The sequence below is a fragment of the Streptomyces sp. NPDC030245 genome, from assembly GCF_055572995.1.
The window spans coordinates 133,805-155,506 of record NZ_JBVICF010000008.1 but is presented as its reverse complement, the minus strand read 5'-3'; the positions used below and the strand labels follow the sequence as shown (position 1 = coordinate 155,506).

Sequence of the window (21,702 nt, the reverse complement as noted above, 5' to 3'; positions counted from 1 at the left end):
AAGGCCGCGAATCTCACTAAAAGCGACACCGTGGGTGCGCACAACCTCACCCGCAACCCCAGGAATCCCACGGGTGGCGCAACCGCCTAGCGCGGCTCGTCCCCGTCGCCGCCCTCCGGGGCCTCCTCGAACGGCAGCCGCAGGGTCGCCACCGCCCCGCCGTCCGCCGCGTTCGAGAAGGTCAGCCGCGCGCCGAGGACCGCCGCCTGCCCGAGCGCGATGGTGAGCCCGAGCCCGTGCCCCTTGCTCGTCCCCTCGGTGCGGAACCGCTGCGGCCCGTGCTCCACCAGGTAGTCCGGGTAGCCGTCGCCGTGGTCCCGCACGGAGACGACGGGGCCGTCGACGGTCACGAGGACCGGCGCACGCCCGTGCTTCAGCGCGTTGGTCACGAGGTTGCCGAGCACCCGCTCGAGGCGGCGCCGGTCGGTCTCCACGCACACATCGCGTACGACGACGAGCTCCGTGCCGTCGCCCGAAGAGCGCACCACCCGCTCCGCCAGTGGAGCGAGCCGGTGCGCGTCCAGGTCCACCCGCTCGCTCTTCGCGTCGAGCCGCGAGATCTCCAACAGGTCCTCGGTCAGCGTGCGCAGCGCGGCGACCCGGTCCCGCACCAGCTCGGTCGGCCGGCCCGGCGGCAGCAGCTCGGCCGCCGCGTGCAGCCCGGTCAGCGGGGTGCGCAACTCGTGCGCGACGTCCGCGGTGAACCGCTGCTCGCTCAGGAGCTTGCCCTGAAGTGTGGACGCCATCGTGTCCAACGCCCCGGCGACCGCGGCCACCTCGTCCTGGTGGCGGACCACCCCCGTGGCGTCCGGGCCGGAGTGCGGGTCCCTGACCCGGGCGTCCAGATCGCCCGCGCTGATCCGCCGCGCCACCTGCGCCGTCTGGTGCAGCCGCCGCGTCACCCGCGTCACGGCGAACGCGCCGACCAGGAGGGTCGCGCCGATCGCGAGCACCGAGGAGCCGAGGATCGCCCGGTCGAGCCCGTCGATGGTGCGGGCGCCCTGCGCGTAGTCGACCTGGACGGCGATGGCCCGGTGCCCGTCGGCGGGGCCCGCGGCCCACATCGTCGGCCGGGACTCGTGCGAGGCGACCATCGTGCCGCGCTCCCCGCTCAGCGCGAGGTCGCGCAGGCTGCCCGGCAGGCCCGCCGGGTCGACGCCCGCGCCGGGGCCGAGCCGGTCGCCCGCCTCGTACCGCTCGGTGACCTCGGCGAGCCGGGCGAGGGCGCGCTCACGGGCCTGGCCCACGGTCTGGTTGGTCACCGAGACGTGCACGAGCGCGCCGAGCAGCGCGGCGAGCGCGCAGCACATGACGGTGATGAAGACGGCGGCCTTCCAGGTGAGGGTCGCCGTCCAGGCGGGGAGCCGCGGCCCGCGCGGCTGCCGGTGGCTCATCGCCCGCCGCCCGGCGAGGAGGAGGAGCTCGTCGACGGCCCACCGCTTTCGGAGGGCCGCGCGGGGGAGGGGCGGGCCGTCTTGTCCCGCGGCGCGTCGGTGGCGCGGACGATCTCGTCGCTCTTCGGCAGCATCGCTTTTTGGTGCGCGTCCCAGGACCAGACGGTGTGGTACTCGTACCCCGCGAGGCTGGAGACGGCGCGGATGATCAGGTCGCGCCCGGCCAGCTCGACGCCGAGCACGGCGTCGCTCATCTCCATGATCTGCGTCAGCTGCCGCTCACGTTCGGCGTAGACGCGGATGTCGAGGTTGTCGTCGGGGGTCGAGACGCCGACGATCAGGTCGTCCTCGCCGTCCCCGGTCAGATCGCGGTAGTACGCCTTGAGCACGGGGCACCGCCCCCGCTCGCCGGAGCCGTCCGCGGCGCAGTCCGCCAGCCGGTCGAGGGTCTTCCGGTACGCGGAGTCGGAACGCTCGTACGTCCCCGGGTTCTCGATGAAGTCCGCGCGGACGACGTCGACCGGGTCCACCTTGCGCAGCCCGCCCTTCGGCACCTCGACCCCCTCGACCTTGACGCTCTCTATGGCGCCGTAGTCCTCGGCGGGCACCGAGGGCGACGGCAGGTCGGGCCAGAGGCGGGTGGGGCCCTGGGCGGTCGGCGTCGCGCCGGCACCCTCCAGCCCGCCCGGGTCGCCGCAGCCGCCCACCGCCGTCACGGCGAGGGCGGCGAGGGCGGCGGCCGCGAGCCGGCTGCGGTTCACTGCACTCCTGCCTGCCGCGGGGCGCGGCCTGTCGTGAGATGTCGTCCGGGCGGTGACCGCCCACGATCGCCTCGCCGCAGGTCAGCGGGCGCGGCTCGGGTCGGTCGGCCCCGTACACCTTATTGGTGGGGAAGTCCTTCTTGTCGACCTGCTGGATCTGCCGCACCGCGCGAGCTTCGCCAGTCCTGTGGCGGTACGGAGGAGAAGGCGGCGGCGCTCGGTGCTCACGGGAGCCGCGTGACAGCGGGCCACAGCTGTGCGAGTGGTGCCGTGACAGGACCGGAGGGACGTCCCGCCCGGACCGGGCGCACCCGGCGCAAAGACGCCCCAACTCCCTTCGCGCGCCGCCGGGTTCTTGCCGCGGGAGCATGCGGGCTGGTCCCATGGTCCAGGGGGTGATGGCGCATGAACGGACTGCGCGTCGTACCGGCCTGGCGGCACGGGCAGGAGCGGTTGTACGTGTGTCTCGCGGACGGCAGGAACATCGCCTGGTACGACCGTGACTCGTCCCGCGTCAACCTGCTCAGCGAGGACCACGAGCGGGCCGTACTGGACGTCCTCGCCCCCTTCCTGACCGGTCAGGTCACGGTGGGCCCGCCCCCTGCCCCCACCCCGGGAGAGCTGGCCCGCCTCGCCCTCCACCCGGACGACGACCTCGCCCCCAACCGGCCCGGCGAGGCCCTTCAGATCTCCCTGGACCGCGACCCGGCGCCCGCCCGCAGACTGCGCGCCGACCCCCGGCACCGCGCGCTCGCCGCCGAGCAGACGGTCGGCGAGGCCCTGGACGCTCTGGAGGGCGCGGGCTGGCGCGTACTGCACTCCCTGCCGCTGCCCGGCGGCGCCCGCATCCACCATCTCCTGATCGGCCCCGGCGGCCTGTTCTGCGTGGGCACCCTCGCCGTCCGCAAGCAGCGGGTGCGCATCGCCGACCCGATGGTCACGGTCGGCCGCGCCGAGCCGTTCCCGCTGCTGCGCACGATCCGCTCGGACGCGGGCCGGGCCTCCTTCGCGCTGACGGCCGAGGTCCGCCCCGTCCTGGCCCTGGCCGGGACCGGCGCCGCCGACCTGGACGTGGCGGCGCCGCCGCGCGACGTGCGAGTGCTGCGCGAGGCGGACCTGCCGGCGCTGGCCCGGCTCGGCGGGGTGCTGAAACCGGCCGATGTGGAGGCCCTGCACGCCCTGGCCAGGGACCGCCGCACCTGGGAGCGGGTCTGAGCGTTACAGGTTGTCCCCCCAGCCGCCCTGGATCATGGTCTGGAAGGCCCAGGACCCGCCGCGCCTGATCAGGATGTCGGCGTAGCGCAGCCGCTGCGTCTCGCCGTTCGCCGTCATCACCGAGTCGGTGAAGACGACGGCCATCGCGGGGGAGAGGAAGACGGGCGTGCGCGTGGACTCGAAGGTGATGTCCTCGCCGCCGTCGCCCATGACGTGCGTCATGGTCGCCACGAACTGCTCCCGGTCCCACTGCGCCGCCCGGCCGTCGCCCGCGGAGTCGTCGCTGACCAGGTTGAGCGGGAAGACGGCCAGGTCGGCCATCCGCTCCACGTCGCGCTTCGCGCTGTGCGCGTCGTACTCGGCGAACCAGGCGTCCAGGCCGGCGCGGTCCTCGGCGGTCGGGACGTATCCGGTCTCGGGAAGAAGGGTCACGCGGTCTCCTCATCAACTTTGACTAGTGCCGTAGAAGGTATGCCTTCGATGGTTAGTAGTCAAACTTGATTAGGTGTGATGCCGGTCACGCGCCGGTTTGGGGTCAAGGCAGCGGGCGCGCCAGGTCCGGGTCGGCGAGGGGTTCGAACAGGTCTCCGAGCCGTCGCAGCCGGGGCCCCACGTCGTCCGCGGCGAACGCCAGCTGTTCCGGCTCCTCGCACTCCTCGACCTCGTCCCAGGTCACGGGGGTGGAGACGGTCGGCTCGGGGCGGGCTCGCAGGGTGTAGGGGGCGGCGGTGGTCTTGGCGGCGGCGTTCTGGCTGAAGTCGACGAAGACCTTGCCGGGGCGCAGGCTCCGCGTCATGCGGTGCACGACGAGCTCGGGCAGCTCGCGCTCCGCCTCGACGGCCAGCCCTTTGGCGTACGCGGTGACCCGTTCGGAGGGGGTCGGCTCCAGCGGTACGAGCAGGTGCAGCCCCTTGCTGCCGGACGTCTTGGCGTACACGTGGAATCCGTCGGCGGTCAGCCGCTCCCGCAGCCAGAGCGCCGCCCGGCAGCACTCGACCACCGAGGCGGGCGGGCCGGGATCCAGGTCGAAGACCATCCGGTCGGCCCGCGCCGGGGAGTCCGCCCGCCACTGCGGCACGTGGAACTCGGTGACCAGGTTGGCCGCCCACATCAGTGTGGCCAGGTCCTGGACGAGGACCTGGCGCGCCCGCCCCTCGGAGCGGGAGCGGGGCACCTCGGCGGTCCGCACCCAGTCCGGGGTGCCCGGCGGCACGTTCTTGGCGAAGAAGCGCTGGCCGTCGGGGCCGTCCGGGTAGCGCAGGAAGGAGACGGGCCGGTCGCGGAGGTGGGGGAGGAGGGCGTCGGCGGTGCTCGCGTAGTAGTGCAGGACCTCGCCCTTGGTGAAGCCGCTCGCGGGATACAGGACCTTGTCGAGATTGCTGAGCGCGAGCCGTCGCCCCTCCACCTCTGTGATCGGCGTCATAGGATGAGAGTCCCATAAAACGGTCACAACGCCACAAAGAGGGCTGCGGTCTCTCCGGGCCCTTCCCTTGCCCCCACCCCTCCCCACTCCCGTGAGGTGCCGGACGTGCGATCCATATGGAACGGTGCGATCTCCTTCGGTCTGGTCAGCATCCCGATCAAGCTCGTGAACGCCACCGAGAACCACTCCATCTCCTTCCGGCAGATCCACACGGAGGACGGCGGCCGCATCCGCTACCGCAAGGTGTGCGAGCTGGAGGAGCGCGAGGTGCCGACGGCGGAGATCGGCAAGGGGTACGAGGACGCCGACGGCTCGATCATCCCGATCACCGACGACGACCTGGCGGCGCTGCCCATCCCGACGGCCAGGACGATCGACATCGTCGCCTTCGTCCCCGCGGACCGCATCGACCCGCTCCAGATGGGCGCCGCCTACTACCTGTCGGCGAACGGCGGCCCCGCCGCCAAGCCGTACACGCTGCTGCGCGAGGCGCTCAAGCGCAGCCGGCGGGTGGCCATCGCGAAGTTCGCGCTCCGGGGCCGGGAGCGGCTCGGCATGCTCCGCGTCGTCGACGACGTGATCGCCATGCACGGGCTGCTGTGGCCGGACGAGATCCGTGCGCCCGAAGGGGTGGCGCCGGACGAGCACGTGACGGTCCGGGACGCCGAACTCGACCTGGCGGACGCCCTGATGGACACCCTCGGCGAGGTCGACCTCGACACCCTGCACGACGACTACCGCGAGGCGGTCGAGGAAATGGTCGCCGCGAAGGCCGAGGGCGCCGCCCCGGCGCGGAAGGCCCCGGCGGGCGAGGGTGGCGGCAAGGTCATCGACCTGCTCGCCGCCCTGGAGAACAGCGTCCGCGAGGCGCGTTCGGCGCGCGGGGAGGCCGAGGCCGACGAGAGCGCTCCGGACGGCTCGGACGGCTCGGGCGGTTCGGTGGCCGAGGTGACGCACCTGCCGCGCAAGTCGTCCCGCGCCACCCCCAAGCAGGTGGGCGGCAAGAAGTCGACGGCCGCGTCCAGGGCCGGGGGAGCGGGAGCGGGGGCGGCCAAGAAGAAGGCCGCTCCGGCCAGGAAGAGCACGGCGAAGTCGACGGCGTCCAAAACGGCGGGCTCCAAGGAGTCGGCGACAAAGACGACGGCGACAAAAGCGACGGCTCGTAAGACCACCGCCAAGAAGGCGACGGAGAAGAAGGCCGCCGCGGCGAAGAAGTCGACGGCAAAGCGCAGAGCCTCGGCCTGACAAGCGCGGGGCCGGGTCCGCCACGGCACCGATGTTGACACGTAAGGGGGCATTGCAAAGCACGGACGGCATATTGCGTCACGTCCCTTTTGCGCCCCTGTGATGAATGTCACAAGCTCTTGATGGAATTAGATCCTCCGCGTAATGATCCCCTGCGGGTGCAGGGGGATTCTTTAGGATTTCTGGAGGGTTTAAGGTTAATGGCCAGTAATCCATTCGAAGACGAGAGTGCGCAATATCTGGTGCTCGTCAACGGCGAGAACCAGCACTCCCTCTGGCCCGTCGACCTCGATGTTCCGGACGGCTGGAGCGTCGGGCAAGGAGCGAGCTCACGGGCGGATTCCCTGGCCCATGTGGAGCGAAACTGGACCGACCCGCATCCCGTCGGCCCGATATCCGGCTCCTGACGTGGCCGACCGCAAAAGAGAAGAAGGAAAACAGGGGGAACGGGGCGCGACGGGTGGGGAGAGCGGTGCGGGCCGCCCCCCGGGACGCTTCACCGGCGCCGGTCCCTTGCTGCTCGTCTGGTCGGGACAGGCCGTCTCACTGGTCGGAAGCGCCGTTCTCAGATTCGCTTTCATCATCGAGGTGTGGTCCACCGGGGAGCAGGCGTCCGCCGTCACCGCACTGTCGCTCTGCGCCGTACTTCCGCAGGCGCTGTTCAGCCCATTTGCTGGCGCGATTATCGACCGTATCCGTAAACGGTCCGCACTTCAGATCGCGGACGCGGGCGGAATTCTGGCCGTCGGGCTGCTCGCTCTCGTGCACTTCTTCGGCGGCGGCCTGGAGCCGTGGCAGGTCTACCCCGCCACCGTCCTCCTCGGCATCTCCGCCGCCTTCCAGCTGCCCGCGCTCACCGCCGCCGTGCCGCTCCTGGTCCGCAAGGACCAACTCGGCCGCGCCAACGGCCTGCTGGCGGGCGCCAGGAGCGCCGCCGGCATCTGCGGCCCCGCGCTCGGCGGCATCATGATCGCCCTGTCCGGCATCGGCGCCGTCCTCGTCGTCGACCTGGTCAGCTACGCCTTCGCGCTGATCGGCGTACGCATCGTGCGCATGAAGGGCGACAAGGTCCCCGAGGGCGCGGGCGCCCCGCGTACGAAGATCACCGCGGAGGCCGTCGAGGGCATGCGGTACCTCTTCCGGTACGCGAGCCTGCGCGACATGACCGTGAACTTCTGCACGGTCAACCTCGTCATGGTCTTCGGCTTCGCCGTCGTCCAGCCCATGGTGCTGCTCAAGTCGGGCAACGGCGCGCTCGCCGCCGTGAACAGCGCGATCGGTGTCGGCGGGGTCGTCGGCGGCCTGCTGATGGCCGCCTGGGGCGGACCGAAGAACCGCGGCAGCGGCATGATGCTCGGCATCCTCGGCATGTGCCTGTCGGCGCAGATCGGCATGGCCCTGGTCGGCGGGGTCGTCGGCTGGTGCGCGGCCATGCTGGTCGGCGCGCTGCTCATGACCGTCGTCAACGCCTCGATGCAGGCCATCGTGCAGACCAAGGTGCCCCACGAGTGGCAGGGCCGCGTCTTCGGCGCGGTGATGTTCCTGTCACAGATCTCCGGACCGCTCGCCATGGCGTTCTCCGGGCCGCTCGCCGACGGGCTCTTCGAACCGCAGGCCGCCGACGGGTCCGGTGTCTTCGTGGCCCTCGGCCCGCTCCTCGGCGACGAGCCGGGCAGCGGCATGGCGGGGATGCTGTTCCTCGCCGGTGCCGCGGGTGTCGTGGTCGCGCTGTGGGGCCTGGCGAGCCGCTCCATCCGGGACATCGACGTACTCCTGCCGGACATCGACGGACCCGAGCCCGACGGGGCCCTCGTGACCGAGGACGAGGGCGGTGAGAAGGATGACGCGGTGCGTGCATGAGCTGTTCGAGGAGCAGGCGGCGCGGACACCCGGCGCGACGGCCCTCGTGCATGGGGACGAACGGCTGACCTATGCCGAACTCGACGTCCGCGCCGACCGGTTGGCCGGGCTCCTCGCGGCGCGCGGAGTGGTCCGCGGCGACACCGTCGGGGTCTACCTGGAGCGCACCACCGAACTGGCCGTCGCGGTCCTCGGCACGCTGAAGGCCGGCGCCGGATACGTGATGCTCGACCCCGGCTTACCGGCCGGGCGGCTGCGCGAGATGGCGGCGGACGCGGGGATCGCCGTGCTGCTGTCCCGGAGCGACGCGGCGCCGGGGCCGGTGGTGGGTGCGGCGGTGGAGCCGGCCGTGGGCTGTGCGGCGCCGACCGTGCCGGCGGTGTACGTCGAAGACGCCGCGCGGGCACGGCCGTTGAGGCGGGGGACTGTGCGGGCGGAGCCCGACGACGTCGCGTGCGTGATGTTCACGTCCGGATCCACCGGCCGGCCCAAGGGCATCGTCGCACCGCACCGCGCCGTCACGGCCACGCTGACCGGGCAGGAGTTCGCCTCCTTCGGGCCGGGAGCGGTGTGGCTCCAGTGCGCGCCCGTGTCGTGGGACGCGTTCGCCATGGAGCTGTGGGGGCCGTTGACGAACGGCGGCACCTGCGTCCTGCATCCGGGCCGGCGCCCCGACCCGGTGGTGATCGCCCGGCTCGTCGCCGCGCACGGCGTCACGTCCATGTACCTGTCGGGCTCCCTCTTCAACGTGATCGTCGACGAGTACCCGCGCGCCCTCGACGGGCTGCGCGAACTGATCGTCGGCGGCGAGGCGCTGTCGCCCCCGCACGTGGCCCGCGCCCTGGAGCGCCGCCCGGAGCTGCGGCTCGGCAACGGCTACGGCCCCGTCGAGTGCATGGTCTTCCTCACCGTCCACCCGATCACGTCCCGGGACGTGCGGGACGGCGGTCCCGTGCCGATCGGCCGCCCGCTGCGCGGCAAGCGGCTGTACGTCCTCGACGAGCGGCTCGCGCCGGTCGCGGACGGCGACACGGGCGAGCTGTACGCGGCGGGGGCGGGCCTCGCGCGGGGCTACTGCGCGGGGCCGCTGACGGCGGAACGGTTCGTGGCCGACCCGTTCGGCGCACCGGGCGACCGCATGTACCGCACCGGCGACCTGGCGGTGCGGCGGCCCGACGGCACCTTCGAGTACCGGGGGCGCGCCGACGGCCAGGTGAAGATCCGGGGCTTCCGGGTGGAGCCGGGCGAGGTCGAGAACGTACTGACCCACCACCCCGGCGTCGACCGGGCCGCCGTGGTCGCCAATCCTGGGGGGCCGGACGGGGAGCGGCGGTTGGTCGCGTATGTCGTACCGGGCGTTGGTGCGAGTGCGAGTGCGGGTGCGGGTGCGGGTGCGGGTGGGCGCGGGGGCGCGGGCGGCGAACAGGCGCCGTCGGACGCGGAGTTGCGGGCGCACGCCGCGAGCCTCCTGCCCGACTACCTGGTGCCCTCCGTCTTCGTGCCCCTGGCCGCGCTGCCGCTGACCGCCAGCGGGAAACTGGACCGGGCGGCGCTGCCCGCTCCCGACGACCTCTCTCCGGCGCCGGGCAGCGGCGCGGAAACGACCGCGAACGGGGGCGAGAGCAAGACCGTTCGTGCGCTGTGCGGGCTGTTCGCCGATGTCCTCGGCGTCGGCGAGGTCGGCGCGCACGACGACTTCTTCGCGCTGGGCGGGCACTCGCTGCTGGCCGCACGCGTCCTCGGCCGCGTGCACGCGACGCTGGGCGCGGCGGTCGACCTGCGGACACTCTTCGAGGCGCCCACCCCGGCCCGGCTCGCGCCGTACGTCGAGGGCGCGGCGGGGGAGCCCGGCGGGACCGGCCCCGTGCCGGGGGCCGCCTCGGCGCACCTGCCCGTCTCGGACGCCCAGCACCGCCTGTGGTTCCTCGACCGGCTCGGCGCGGGGGTCGCGTACAACCTGCCCATGCTGGTACGGCTGCGCGGCGCGGTCGACGCGGGCGCGCTGGAGGAGGCGCTCGGGGATGTCGTGGCCCGCCACGAGGTGCTGCGCACCGTCTTCGACGAGGTGGACGGCGCACCGGTGCGGCGGGTGCTGCGCGGGGCCGCGGCACGTGCTCCCTTCCGGCATGTGGCTGTCGCCGAGGCCGAGTTGGGGGCGGCCATCGACGAGGCCGCCCGACACCGCTTCGACCTCCAAGGCGAACTGCCCGTTCGCGGCGCCCTGTTCAGCATCCGTGAGCGGCCCGACGAGCACGCCCTGCTCGTGCTCGTCCACCACATCGCCGCCGACGGCTGGTCGCTCGCACCGCTCTTCCGCGATCTGTCGCGGGCTTACGAGGTCAGGGCAGGCGATGGCGCCGACGGGCCGCTGTCGACCCTCCCCGTCTCCTACGCCGAGCACGCCCGTCACCGGACCGCCCGCCTCGGACGTGCCGAGGACCCGGCCTCCGTCCTGTCCCGCCAAGTCGCCTACTGGCAGCAGGCGTTGGCTGGCCTCGACCCCGCCGGCCCCCTGCTGCCCAGGCGTCCGGAGCGGCCCGCCGTGCCCGGCCCGGCCGCCGCCACGGTCGTACGCCGCCTCGACGCCGCGGCCCACGCCCGGATCGTCGAGGCCGCCCGCGCCCAGGGCGCCACCCTGTTCATGGCCCTGCACGCCGCGCTCGCCGCGACCCTCGTGCGGGCGGGCGCGGGCGAGGACCTCGCGATCGGCGCGCCGGTCGCCGGGCGCACGGGAGACGGCGGCGTCGAGGACGTCGTCGGGTTCTTCGTGAACATGCTCGTGCTGCGCACCGACGTCTCGGGCGACCCCGGCGCACGGGAGCTCCTCGCCCGGGTCCGGGAGGCCGACCTCGGCGCCTTCGCCCACCAGGACGTGCCGTTCGAGCACGTGGTGGGCGAGCTCAACCCCGTACGGACCCCGGGCAGGCAGCCGTTCACCGACGTCGTCCTCGCCCTTCAGAACAACGCGCGTGCCGAGGTCGAACTCCCCGGCGCCGACCAGGGCGTCGAGGTGGTCCGTACCGGCGCCGCCCGCTTCGAACTGCTCGTGGACGTCACCGACGCGACGGGCCCCGGCGGCGTACCGGAAGGGCTGACCCTCACCTTCGAGTACCGCGTCGAATCCCTGGAGGAGCGCTTCGTGGCCTGGCTCGCGGACGCGCTGCCCCGGGCGCTGGAGGCGGCGGCCACCGCGCCGGACACCCCGCTCTCGCGGCTCGTCCCCGTGGAGCCGCCGCGCCGCGCGGACGACCGGGACGTACTCCTGCCGACGGCCGCCGCGAGGCAGACGGACACTGCCCCGGACGACGCTCCGGCCGACGCGCTGGAGCGCGAGATCGCCGCGGTCTGGCGCGACGTACTCACCCCACAGACCACTGCATCGGGGCCGGACGCCGCCCCGCCCATCGGACGGCACGACGACTTCTTCGCCCTCGGCGGCAACTCCTTGCGCGCGGTGCGGGCCGCCGCGCGCCTCACCACCGAGACCCGCCCCGTGACGGCCGCGCAGCTCTTCGCCGCGCCCACCGTCGCCGCCCTCGCGGCCGAACTGGCGCGCCCGCCCGCCCAGACCGGCCCCGCCCCCGCACCCGTCCCGCGCATCCGACGCGTACCCCGCGTGCCGCGCGTACCCCAGCCCCGCCCCACCCAGGAGGAGAAGCCGTGGACCTCAGCGTGATGTTCTTCGGCGCCGACAGCGGCGCCCCCGCGCAGAGGGCCGGCTCCGGTCCGGCGAAGGCGGGCGTCCGGCACGCGGACACGTACGACGACATCCTGACCATCGCCCGCACCGCCGACCGGCTCGGTTTCCACGCCATGTGGACGCCGGAGCGCCACTTCCAGCAGGTCGGCCAGGTGTTCCCCAGCCCGCCCGTGCTCAGCGCGGCGCTCGCCGTCGCGACCGAGCGCATCGGGATCCGCGCGGGCAGCGTCGTCCTGCCCCTGCACCACCCGCTGAAGGTCGCCGAGGACTGGGCGGTCGTCGACAACCTCTCGCACGGCAGGGTCGGCCTCTCCGTCGCCACCGGCTGGCACTCCGCCGACTTCGCCCTCGCGCCCGGCCACTACGAGGACCGCAGGGAGCGCACTCTCAGCGCCATCCCCGAACTGCGGCGGCTGTGGGCGGGCGAGCCGGGCCAATACCCGGACGGCACCGGGCAGCCGGTCAGCGTGGTTCCCCAACCCCGCCCTGTACAGGCCGAGTTGCCCCTGTGGGTCACCACGTCCGGCAACCCCGCCACCTGGGAGGCCGCGGGACGGCTCCGGGCCGGCGTGCTGGGCGCCACCGTCGGCCAGAGCAGGGACGAGCTCGCCGAGAAGATCACCCGCTACCGCGCGGCCTGCGCCGCCGCCCCCGACCAGGCGGGCACCGACGCCCACGGACGCGTGACCCTGATGGCGCACACCTACGTCGGCGCGGACGACGCGGAGGTGCGGAGGCTGGCCGCCGCGCCCCTCAAGGCGTACCTCGCCAAGTACTTGGGCCAGACCGCCGCCAACCGTGCGGCCGAGGGCCGCGACGGCGAGCGCCTCACCGAGGAACAGACGGGCATGCTCGCCGAGTTCGCGTTCCAGCGCTACCTCAACTGGGGCAGCCTGCTCGGCTCGCCCGGCACCTGCGCCAAGATGCTCGCCGACCTGCGCGACCTGGGCTGCGACGAAGTGGCCTGCTTCATCGACTTCGGCATCGGGCGGGACGAGGTACTCGCCGGACTGCACCGCCTCGCCGAGCTGAAAGAGGCCGCCCTGTGACCCCGAAGTCCCCGTCCATGGCCGAGCGGTTCAGCGCGCTCACCGGCGAGCAGCGGGTCCGGCTCATGCGCCGCCTCGTCGACGCGGGCCGCGCCCGGGAGATCCCCGCGGTCGTGCCGCCCCGCGACGCCACCGCGGGACCCGTGCGGCTCAGCTCCGCGCAGCGGGACCTGTGGGTGTACGAGTCGCTCTATCCCGGCACCCCGGCGCTCAACCTCTGCTGCGCCTACCACTTCGACACGGCGGAGGGCCCGGTCGACCCGGCCCACCTGGAGGCCGCGCTCACCCTCGTCCAGCGCCACCACGACATCCTGCGCACCCGGCTCACCGGCACCGCGGACGACCTGCGCGTCGACTTCCCCGACGAGGGCCCCTTCGTACTGGAACGCGAGGACCTGCGCGGCACCGGCACGACCATCGAGGAAGCCTTTCGCGCCTTCCGCCGCCGCCCGTTCGCCCTCGGCACGGACCGGCTGGTCCGGGGCCGTTTCGTACGCGTCGACGACACCCGTACGACGCTGATGCTGAGCGTGCACCACATCATCACCGACTGGTGGTCGTTCGACGTCCTCCAGACGGAGTTCGCCGAGGCGTACCGCGCCGTGCGCGACGGCACCGAGCCGAGGCTGAGCCGCCCCGCCGTCCAGTACGCCGACTTCGCCGCCTGGCAGGGCGAGCTGGAGGCCGCCGGGGTCTTCGACGCCCGCCTCGACTTCTGGCGCCGGTACCTGGAGGAGCCGCCGGGCCCGCTGACCGTGCCGGGGCACGGCGGCCCGGAGGCGGGCGAGGACGGCATCGTCCAGATCCGCTTCCGGGTCGACGCGGACACCACGCGGGCCGTGCGCGCGCTGGCCCGCGAGCGCGGCGCCTCCGTGTACGTCGTCCTGATGACCGCCTTCGCGATCCTCGCGCACCGCGTCTCGGGCGCCGACGACCTGGTGCTCGGCACCCCGGTCGCCAACCGTTCCGCCAAGGGCCTCGAACGCGTCATCGGCTACGTCATGAACGCCGTGCCGACCCGCTGGCGCATCGCCGAAGGGGACTCCTTCGCCGACGTCCTCGCCCGGTTCGGCACCGACTTCGCCGCGCTGATGGCCAACGCCGACCTGCCGGTGGGCCGCATCGTGTCGGCCGTCGCACCCGAGCGCAGCGCGGGCCGCTCCCCGCTGTTCCAGTGGGTGTTCATGCACCTCACGGAGCAGCCGAGCGTGTCGGCCGTACGCGAGTTCGCCGAGCCCGAGCGCATCCACACCGGCGGCGAGCACGACCTCGTCGGCGTCGTGCGGGACAGCGGCGACGGCATGGACGGCAGCTTCGAGATCCGCACCGACCTGTTCTCCGCCGCCGCCGTGACCCGCTGGGCCGATAGCTACCTCACGCTGCTCCAGCAGGTCACCGCCGCCCCGACCGCACTCGTACGGGACCTCGACCTGCTGTCCGCCGCCGAGCGCCGCCGCGTCCTCGCCCTGTCGGCGGGCCCCGCCGCGCCCGCGCCCGAGACGCTGCCGGACACGGTGGCGCGGCACGCGGCCCGCACCCCGGACGCGGTCGCCCTCGAAGCCGACGGGCTGCGGCTCACCTACGCCCAACTGTCGCGGCGCGTCGACCGGTTGGCGTCGCGGCTCGCCCGCCGCGGGGCGGGGCCGGGCCGGACGGTGGCGCTCGCCCTCGGGCGCGGCGCGGACCTGCCGGTGGCCGCGCTCGCCGTGCAGCGCGCCGGGGCCGCCTATGTGCCGGTCGACCCCGACTACCCGGCCGACCGCGTCCGCCGCACCCTCGACGACGCGGCCCCCGTCCTCCTCGTCACCGACGCGCGCACGGCCGAGGCCGGCGTACTGCCGCACACGGGCCTGCCCCGCGTCGTGCTGGACGACTTGGGCGACTTGTGCGGTGACGCGTACGCGGGTGTGCTGTCTGCGTCCGCCCCGCACGTCGACCCGGCAGACGCCGCCTACGTCATCCACACCTCCGGATCCACCGGCACCCCCAAGGGCGTCGTCGTCACCCACACGGGAGTCGCCGCGCTCGCCCGCAGCCTCCAGGACCGCTTCGCGCTGGACGCGGACGCGCGGGTGCTGCTCCTCGGCTCACCCGCGTTCGACATCTCCGTCGCAGAGATGTGCATGGCCTTCGGGCCCGGCGGCACGCTGGTCGTGCCGCCGCCGGGGCCGCTCGTCGGCGACGCGCTCGGCCGGGTCCTCGCCGAGCGGCGGATCTCCTGCGCGATGGTGCCGCCGTCCGTCCTCGCCACCGTGCCCGACGGCGCATACCCCGCGCTGCGCGCCCTCGCGGTCGGCGCGGAGGCCTGCCCGCCCGCCCTCGTGACCCGCTGGGCCGTCGGCGGCCGCCGCTTCCACAACGCGTACGGGCCCACGGAGGCCACCGTCGCCGCCACCCTCTCGGGACCGCTGACCGGCGACGGCACACCGCCGCCCATCGGCACGCCGGTCGCGGGCACCACCGCGTACGTCCTCGACGCGCGGCTGCGCCCGGTGCCCACCGGGGTCGCGGGCGAGCTCTACCTCTCCTCGGCGGGCCTGGCCCGCGGCTATCTGAACCGTCCCGGCGCCACCGCCGAGCGCTTCGTCGCCGACCCGTACGGTGCCCCGGGCTCCCGCATGTACCGCACGGGCGACCTGGTACACCGCGCCGACGACGGCACCCTGCACTACCTCGGCCGCACCGACGAGCAGGTCAAACTGCGCGGGCTGCGCATCGAGCCCGGCGAGGTCGCGGCCGTCCTCGCGGGGCACCCGGCGGTGGCCGCGGCCGCCGCGGTGGTACGCGACGACGACGATGCCACCGGCAGGGCGCACACCGGCCCGGGAAGGGGGTCGAGGACCGGGTCGGAGGCGGGGTCGGGGACCGGCCCGCGTACCGGGTCGCGCACCGGGCCGCAGCTCATCGGATACGCGGTACCCGCCCCGGGGCACACCGTCGACCCGAACACGCTCCTCGCGTACGCCGCCACCCGCCTGCCCTCCCACATGGTCCCCTCGGACCTCGTGGAACTCCCCGAGCTGCCCCTCACCCCGAGCGGCAAGCTCGACCGCGCGGCCCTGCCCGCACCCAGGACCGCCACGGCGACGCGCGCACCCGCCTCCGTGCGCGAGAAGGAACTGTGCGCCCTCTTCGCGCGGATACTCGGCGTCGAGGAGGCCGGCGCCGACGACGACTTCTTCCGGCTCGGCGGCGACAGCATCATGGCCATCCAACTGGTGGGACAGGCCTCGGCCGTCGGGCTCGTACTGGCCCCGCGCGACGTCTTCACGCTCCGTACGCCCGCTCAACTGGCGCTCCACGCGCGGTCGTCGGCCGACGCGCCGGACGGAGGCCTCGTCGGCCCCGACACCGGCACCGGGCGCTTCCCGCTCACCCCCGTGATGCGGTGGTGGTGTGAACAGGGCGGCGACGCGGCCGCGTTCACCCAGTCGATGGCCTTCCCCGTGCCGCCCGGCACGGACCTGCGACGCGTCGAGGAGGCCGTCCGCGGACTCGCCGAGCGGCACGCGGTGCTGCGGATGCGGCTCCTGCCGGACGACGCGGCGGCGGAGGTCGCCGACGACGTTCCGGCCGGCGCACGCCCGGTACGCGTCGAGGTCGCGGGTGAGACGGAGGCGATGGCCGCCGCGCGTGCACGGGCGGCGGCGACCCGGCTCGCCCCGGAGGACGGCGAGATGATGCGGGCCGTCTGGTTCGACGCGGGCCCGCACCGGCCGGGCCTGCTGCTCCTGACCCTGCACCATCTGGCGGTCGACGGCGTCTCGTGGCGGATCATCGGCCCGGAGCTGGAGGCCGCACTGTCGGGGCGCGCAGCAGAAGTGGGGAATACCGGCCCCGGGATGTCCTTCCGGCGGTGGGCGGAACTGCTCACCGAGGAGGCGGGACGACCGGAGCTGGAGGCCGAACTCGCGTACTGGCTGCGGCAGGTGGAGGGCTTGGCGGCGGGCGGGGCCAGGCTCGTCGCCGGGCGGGGCGCTGACGGGGGTTCGGGGTCGGGTGTGCGGGGCGTCGACGGGGGTTCGGGGTCAGGCGTGCGGGGTGCTGACAGGGATCCCGGGTCAGGCGTGCGGGACGCTGACAGGGGTTCGGGTTCGGGGTCGGGGTCGGGTGCGCGGGACGCTGACGGGGATCCGGGGGCGGGCGCGCGGCGCGCGACCCTTACCGTCGAGCTGCCCGCCGCGCTCACCACCGCCGCCCTCACCACGGTGCCGACCGCCTACAACTGCGGCCCCGACGCGGTCCTCCTCACCGCCCTCACCGTCGCGGCCGTACGGCACCGGGGTGCGGGCACCGGGCTCCTCGTGCACCTGGAGGGCCACGGCAGGGAGACGCTGTCCCGGCCCGCGGACGTGTCCCGGACGGTCGGCTGGTTCACGATCCAGTACCCGGTGTTGCTCGACATCGGGCGGCACGCGGCGACGGGTGACGCAGCGGCGGCGGACGACGCCGCGTCCGGCGAGGCGCTCAAGTCCGTCAAGGAGCAGCTGCGGGCCGTGCCGAACGGCGGTATCGGCTGGGGGCTGCTGCGCCATCTCAACCCGCGCACGTCCCCGGTCCTCGCCGCACACCCCGCTCCCGACGTGCGGTTCAACTACCTGGGCCGCCTCACGGCCGGCGACGCGGCGGGCGGCGAACTGCTCGACGGCGGCGCCGACGCGGTGCCGCTCGGCCACGCCGTCGAGGTCGACGCCCTCGCCAGGGAGGGCGCGGACGGGCTGCGCCTCGAAGCCACCTTCTCGTACGCGGAAGGGGTGCTGGCGGACGAGGAGATACGTGAACTCGCCGCACTGTGGCGCGAGACGCTCGACGCCCTCGTGCGGGAGACGGAGCGGAGCGGCCCGGTGGGCGCGACCCCCTCCGACTTCCCGCTCGTCAGCCTCTCGCCCGACCAGCTCGCGATGCTCGAAGGCGACATGGCGGGCCTCCTAGACGATGCACCCGGCGATCCCGGCGATCCCGGCGATCCCGGCGATCCCGGCGCACCCAGTGCACCCGGCGATCCCGGCGCACCCGGCACGGAGGGCGCCCGATGAGCGCACGCATCGCGGACGTCCTGCCCCTCACCCCGGTCCAGGAGGGCCTGCTCTTCCACGCCGTGCGGGACAGCGAGGACCCCGAACCGCGCCCCGACCCCTACCTGGTCCAGGCCCGTTTCCGTATCGGCCCCGCGGTCGCCCCGGACGCGGTGCGCGCCGCACTCGACGCCCTCATGGCGCGCCACCCCAGCCTGCGCGCCTGCTTCCGGCACGAACGTCTCGAACGGCCCGTGCAGGTGATCCCGCACGCCGTCACCGTGCCGTGGACGGTCGTCGACCTGACCGGCCGGGAGCCCGACGACGTCGAGGCGGGCGTGGCGGAGCTGCTGGCCGAGGACCGTGCGCGGCGCTTCGACCCGGCACGCCCGCCCCTGCTCCGCGCCGCGCTCGTGCGGCACGACGCGGGCCACGAACTCGTCCTGTCCTTCCACCACATCCTGCTCGACGGCTGGTCGATCCCGGTCCTGGAGCGCGACCTGGCGGCGCTCGTCACCGGCAGGACACTGCCGCCCGCGGTGCCCTACCGCCAGTACGCCCTGTGGCTCAGCCGCCAGGACCAGGGCCGGGCCGAGGCGGCCTGGCGCGAGGCGCTCACGGGCCTGGAGCGCCCGGCACGGCTGGCGCCCGCGGAGGAGGACGGCGGTGCGTCCGGTGAGACGGCGGACCCCGACACCGTCCGGCTCCACCTCACCGCCGAACTGACCGTCGCCTTGGCGCGCCGCGCCGCCGAGGCGGGCGTCACCCTCAACACCCTGACGCAGGCCGCCTGGTCCCTGGTGCTCGCCCGGATGACCGGCGCCCGGGACGTGGTCTTCGGCGGCGTCGTCTCGGGCCGCCCGCACGACCTGCCCGGAGCGGGCGAGATGGTGGGCCTGTTCATCAACACCTTGCCCGTACGGGTACGCCTGCGCGCCGGCGAGACCGTGACCGAGCTGCTCACCCGCATCCAGGACGAGCAGTCGCGCCTCGGCGCCTACCACCACGTGCACCTCGCCGAAGTGCAGAAGGCGGCAGGGGCGGGAGCGGGTGACCTCTTCGACTCCGTCCTGGCGTTCGAGAACTTCCCCCGCGAGGCACGGGGGGCAGACGGGACGCAGGGTGCGCAGGACGGCCCGGACGCGGTCCGGGTGACCGAGGTCCGCGACGCCACGCACTACCCCGTGACGCTCGCCGTCGTCGCGGGGGAGCGCATGCTCCTCGCGGTGAGCTGCCGCCTCGGCATCTCCGCGGCAGCCGTCGCGGCCCGCATGGAGCGGGCCCTGGAGCAACTGGCGGCCGATCCCACCGCCCCGGCCGACCGGATCGACGTACTCCCGGAGAGGGAACACCGGGAGCTGCTGGCACGGGCGGCCGGAGCGCCGGGACCCGCGGCCGCCGGACCGGCCACCATCACGGCCCGGTTCGCCGCGCACGCCGCCCGCACCCCGGACGCACCAGCCGTCGAGGCCGACGACGACGTCCTCACGTACGCCCGACTGGACGCGGAGTCCGACCGCGTGGCCCGTCGTCTCGTCGCGGCGGGCGTCACCCCGGGCGCCACCGTGGGCCTGCTGCTGCGCCGCTCACCGTCCCTGGTCGTCGCGCAGCTCGCGGTGGTCAAGGCGGGCGCCTGCTGGCTGCCGCTGGATCCGTCCCACCCGCCGGAGCGGCTGGCGCGGCTGCTCGACGCGGCGTCGGCGGAGTTGGTGGTGGTGGAAGGGGACTCGGACGCCGGCCGCCCGACCCCGGACCTACCCTCTGGGGTACGCCAGTTGGGCGTACGCGGGACGTCACCCGAGGGCGGCCCCCTCACCGATGACGCCGCCCGCCCCGAGTCCACCGCCTGCGTGATGTACACGTCCGGGTCGAGTGGCGTGCCGAAGGGCGTCGCCGTCCCGCACCGGGCCGTCGTCGAGCTCGCCGCCGACAGCCGCTTCACCGGCCCGGCACACCGCCGCGTGCTGCTGCACAGCCCGCACACCTTCGACGCCGCCACCTACGAGGTGTGGGTGCCGCTCCTGACCGGCGGCACGGTGGTGATCTGCCCGGACGAGCCCGTCACGCCGGCCCTGCTGGCCCGAATACTGCCCGAGCGCGGCGTCACCGCGCTGTGGCTCACCGCCGAACTGTTCCGCGCGGTCGCGGAGCTGGCGCCCGAGGCGCTGCGCGCGGCGCGGGAGGTGTGGACCGGCGGCGACGTCGTGGCCCCGGAGGCGGTGCGCCGGGTCCGCGAGCACTGCCCCGGCACGACCGTCGTCAACGGTTACGGACCCACGGAGACGACCGTGTTCGCCACGGCCCACCACGTCACGGAGCCCGTACCGTCGAGCGGCCGCCCGGTGCCGATCGGGCGGCCCCTCGACGGCACGCGCGTCCACGTGCTCGACGCACGGCTGCGGCCCGTCCCGGACGGTTGCGTGGGGGAGGTGTACGTCGCGGGGGCGGGCCTCGCCCACGGGTACGTCGGCCGGCCGGGCGCCACCGCGGAACGCTTCGTCGCCGACCCGCACGGCGCCCCCGGCACCCGCATGTACCGCACCGGCGACCTGGCCCGCAGAACCCCTTCGGGCGCCCTCGTCTTCACGGGCCGCGCCGACGACCAGCTGAAGATCCGCGGCTTCCGCGTCGAACCGGCCGAGGTCGAGGCGGCCCTGGCCACGTGCCCCGGGGTGATCCGCGCGGTGGTGGGGCCCGTGCCCGGCCCGGACGGCGGCAAGCGGCTGGCTGCGTGGGTGATCCTGTCCGAAGACGCGACGCCCCCGCCCGGAACCCGTCGCGCCAACCCCGACCCCGACTCCGAGCCCACCGCCAACCCCGGCCCCGACCCCCTGGACCGTGTCCGGGCGGCCGCCGCCCGGCTCCTTCCCGCCCACCTCCTGCCCACCGCCTGGGCCCGTATCGACGCCGTGCCGCTGACCCCGCACGGCAAGACCGACCGGGCCGCGCTGCCCGAACCCGGCACCGCAACCACGCCCTCGCGCACCCCGCACGCCCCCCGATCCCGGCGGGCCCCGCGTACCGCCCGCGAGAAGGAGCTGTGCGCGCTGTTCGGGGAGGTCCTCGGGATCGTGGACGCCGGGCCCGACACCGACTTCTTCGCGGCCGGCGGGCACTCGCTGAGCGCGCTGCGGCTCGTGGGCCGCATCGAGGGGGAGTGGGGCGTACGCGTCCCGGTCGCCACGCTCTTCGCCGCGCCGACGCCCGCCGCACTCATCGCCCGCGTCGACGGGCCGGAACCGGGACGGGACACGGCGTCCGACCCGGAGCCAGGCCCGGAGCCCGAGCCCGACGCCGCCGACAGCCTGGCCCCCCTGCTCGCCCTGCGCGCGGCGGGCGACCGCACCCCGCTGTTCTGCGTGCACCCCGGGCTCGGCGTGGGCTGGGCCTACACGGCCCTGCTGCCCCACCTCGACCCCGGCCGCCCGGTGTACGCCCTACAGACCCCCGCCCTCTCGCAGGACAACGGGGAGGCCGCGCAACTCCACTCCTCAGTGAGTGAGTTGGCAGACGCCTACCTGGCACGCATACGTACCGTCCAACCACACGGCCCGTACCTCCTGCTCGGCAGGTCCTTCGGCGGGCCCGTCGCCCACGAGATGGCGGTGCGGGTGCGGGCCGCGGGCGAGGAGGTCGGCCTGCTCGCCGTGGTGGACGCCATGCCGAAGCCGCCCGAGATCGCCCGCACGCCGCTCGCCGCCGACGTCGTGGAGGACGAGGCGCGGCGCATCATCCGGGAGGAAGGTGCCGCGCTCGACGGAATCGGCGAGCGCCGCCTCGCCGCCCTGACCCGCGCGGTCGCCAACCACGTGCGCCTGGGCCGGAGTTGGTGCCCGTCGCCGTACGACGGCCCCGTGCTCCTCTTCGCCGCCACCCGTGACCCCGAGGCGATCCCCACCGAGGTGAAGGCGGCGGGCTGGCGGCGCGCCGCCGCGGCGGTCGAGGTGCACGAACTGGCGTGCGGCCACGCCGAGGTGCTCGACGCGGAACCGGCGGCCCGGGTGGCCGCCGTCCTTGAACACACGCTCCAGGGAGAGTGA

Annotated in this window: 12 protein-coding genes; 8 read left to right on the top strand and 4 right to left on the bottom strand. The window is 74.4% G+C overall.

Features of this window, described 5'->3' with window-relative positions; all coding sequences use genetic code 11:
• Positions 1 to 86: 86 nt before the first annotated feature.
• Positions 87 to 1,394 carry an ATP-binding protein gene (locus ACZ4Z4_RS22300; RefSeq protein ID WP_468329793.1) on the bottom strand — a complete coding sequence of 436 codons (1,308 nt, stop codon included), beginning with the start codon at positions 1,392 to 1,394 and terminating at the stop codon, positions 87 to 89.
• The gene (locus tag ACZ4Z4_RS22295) at positions 1,391 to 2,155 is read right to left on the bottom strand and encodes a hypothetical protein (RefSeq protein ID WP_468329790.1); all 765 of its coding nucleotides are present in this window, start codon (positions 2,153 to 2,155) and stop codon (positions 1,391 to 1,393) included. Before ACZ4Z4_RS22295 ends, ACZ4Z4_RS22300 begins: the two co-directional genes overlap by 4 nt.
• A 405-nt stretch (positions 2,156 to 2,560) precedes the next feature.
• On the opposite strand from ACZ4Z4_RS22295, the gene ACZ4Z4_RS22290 reads away from it, so the two are divergent.
• A complete protein-coding gene (locus tag ACZ4Z4_RS22290) occupies positions 2,561 to 3,370 on the top strand; it encodes a nuclease-related domain-containing protein (RefSeq protein ID WP_468329787.1) in 810 nt (269 codons plus the stop codon).
• Positions 3,371 to 3,373: 3 nt separating this feature from the next.
• On the opposite strand, the gene ACZ4Z4_RS22285 is transcribed toward ACZ4Z4_RS22290, so the two are convergent.
• Together ACZ4Z4_RS22285 and ligD are read right to left on the bottom strand one after the other, a co-directional pair.
• On the bottom strand, positions 3,374 to 3,802 hold the full coding sequence (locus tag ACZ4Z4_RS22285; RefSeq protein WP_468329784.1) for a nuclear transport factor 2 family protein: 429 nt from the start codon (positions 3,800 to 3,802) through the stop codon (positions 3,374 to 3,376).
• Between the two features lie 103 nt (positions 3,803 to 3,905).
• A complete protein-coding gene (ligD, locus tag ACZ4Z4_RS22280) occupies positions 3,906 to 4,793 on the bottom strand; it encodes a non-homologous end-joining DNA ligase (protein WP_468329781.1) in 888 nt (295 codons plus the stop codon).
• Between the two features lie 105 nt (positions 4,794 to 4,898).
• Here ligD and ku point away from each other — a divergent pair, with 105 nt between their 5' ends.
• The 7 genes from ku (at position 4,899) to ACZ4Z4_RS22245 (ending at position 21,702) form a co-directional block, all read left to right on the top strand.
• Complete coding sequence (gene ku / locus ACZ4Z4_RS22275) at positions 4,899 to 6,038, top strand: non-homologous end joining protein Ku (RefSeq protein WP_468329778.1); 1,140 nt, start codon at positions 4,899 to 4,901, stop codon at positions 6,036 to 6,038.
• A 200-nt stretch (positions 6,039 to 6,238) separates the two neighbouring features.
• Positions 6,239 to 6,445 carry an MbtH family protein gene (locus tag ACZ4Z4_RS22270; protein ID WP_468329775.1) on the top strand — a complete coding sequence of 69 codons (207 nt, stop codon included), beginning with the start codon at positions 6,239 to 6,241 and terminating at the stop codon, positions 6,443 to 6,445.
• Positions 6,390 to 7,898 carry an MFS transporter gene (locus tag ACZ4Z4_RS22265; RefSeq protein ID WP_468329772.1) on the top strand — a complete coding sequence of 503 codons (1,509 nt, stop codon included), beginning with the start codon at positions 6,390 to 6,392 and terminating at the stop codon, positions 7,896 to 7,898. The genes ACZ4Z4_RS22270 and ACZ4Z4_RS22265 overlap by 56 nt, the downstream gene beginning before the upstream one ends.
• A complete protein-coding gene (locus ACZ4Z4_RS22260; RefSeq protein ID WP_468329769.1) occupies positions 7,891 to 11,574 on the top strand; it encodes an amino acid adenylation domain-containing protein in 3,684 nt (1,227 codons plus the stop codon). The genes ACZ4Z4_RS22265 and ACZ4Z4_RS22260 overlap by 8 nt, the downstream gene beginning before the upstream one ends.
• Positions 11,559 to 12,647, top strand: coding sequence for a MupA/Atu3671 family FMN-dependent luciferase-like monooxygenase (locus tag ACZ4Z4_RS22255; protein ID WP_468329766.1), 1,089 nt, complete (start codon positions 11,559 to 11,561; stop codon positions 12,645 to 12,647). The genes ACZ4Z4_RS22260 and ACZ4Z4_RS22255 overlap by 16 nt, the downstream gene beginning before the upstream one ends.
• A complete protein-coding gene (locus ACZ4Z4_RS22250; RefSeq protein ID WP_468329763.1) occupies positions 12,644 to 17,683 on the top strand; it encodes an amino acid adenylation domain-containing protein in 5,040 nt (1,679 codons plus the stop codon). Before ACZ4Z4_RS22255 ends, ACZ4Z4_RS22250 begins: the two co-directional genes overlap by 4 nt.
• Entirely contained in the window at positions 17,680 to 21,702 is a 4,023-nt protein-coding gene (locus ACZ4Z4_RS22245; protein ID WP_468329760.1) for an amino acid adenylation domain-containing protein, read from the top strand. The genes ACZ4Z4_RS22250 and ACZ4Z4_RS22245 overlap by 4 nt, the downstream gene beginning before the upstream one ends.

Excerpts from the sequence above, each read along its gene's own strand:
- ACZ4Z4_RS22300 (WP_468329793.1), bottom strand. The coding sequence starts at position 1,394 with ATGAGCCACCGGCAGCCGCGCGGGCCGCGGCTCCCCGCCTGGACGGCG.
- ACZ4Z4_RS22245 (WP_468329760.1), top strand. The coding sequence starts at position 17,680 with ATGAGCGCACGCATCGCGGACGTCCTGCCCCTCACCCCGGTCCAGGAG.
- ACZ4Z4_RS22290 (WP_468329787.1), top strand. The coding sequence starts at position 2,561 with ATGAACGGACTGCGCGTCGTACCGGCCTGGCGGCACGGGCAGGAGCGG.
- ligD (WP_468329781.1), bottom strand. The coding sequence starts at position 4,793 with ATGACGCCGATCACAGAGGTGGAGGGGCGACGGCTCGCGCTCAGCAAT.
- ACZ4Z4_RS22270 (WP_468329775.1), top strand. The coding sequence starts at position 6,239 with ATGGCCAGTAATCCATTCGAAGACGAGAGTGCGCAATATCTGGTGCTC.
- ACZ4Z4_RS22265 (WP_468329772.1), top strand. The coding sequence starts at position 6,390 with ATGTGGAGCGAAACTGGACCGACCCGCATCCCGTCGGCCCGATATCCG.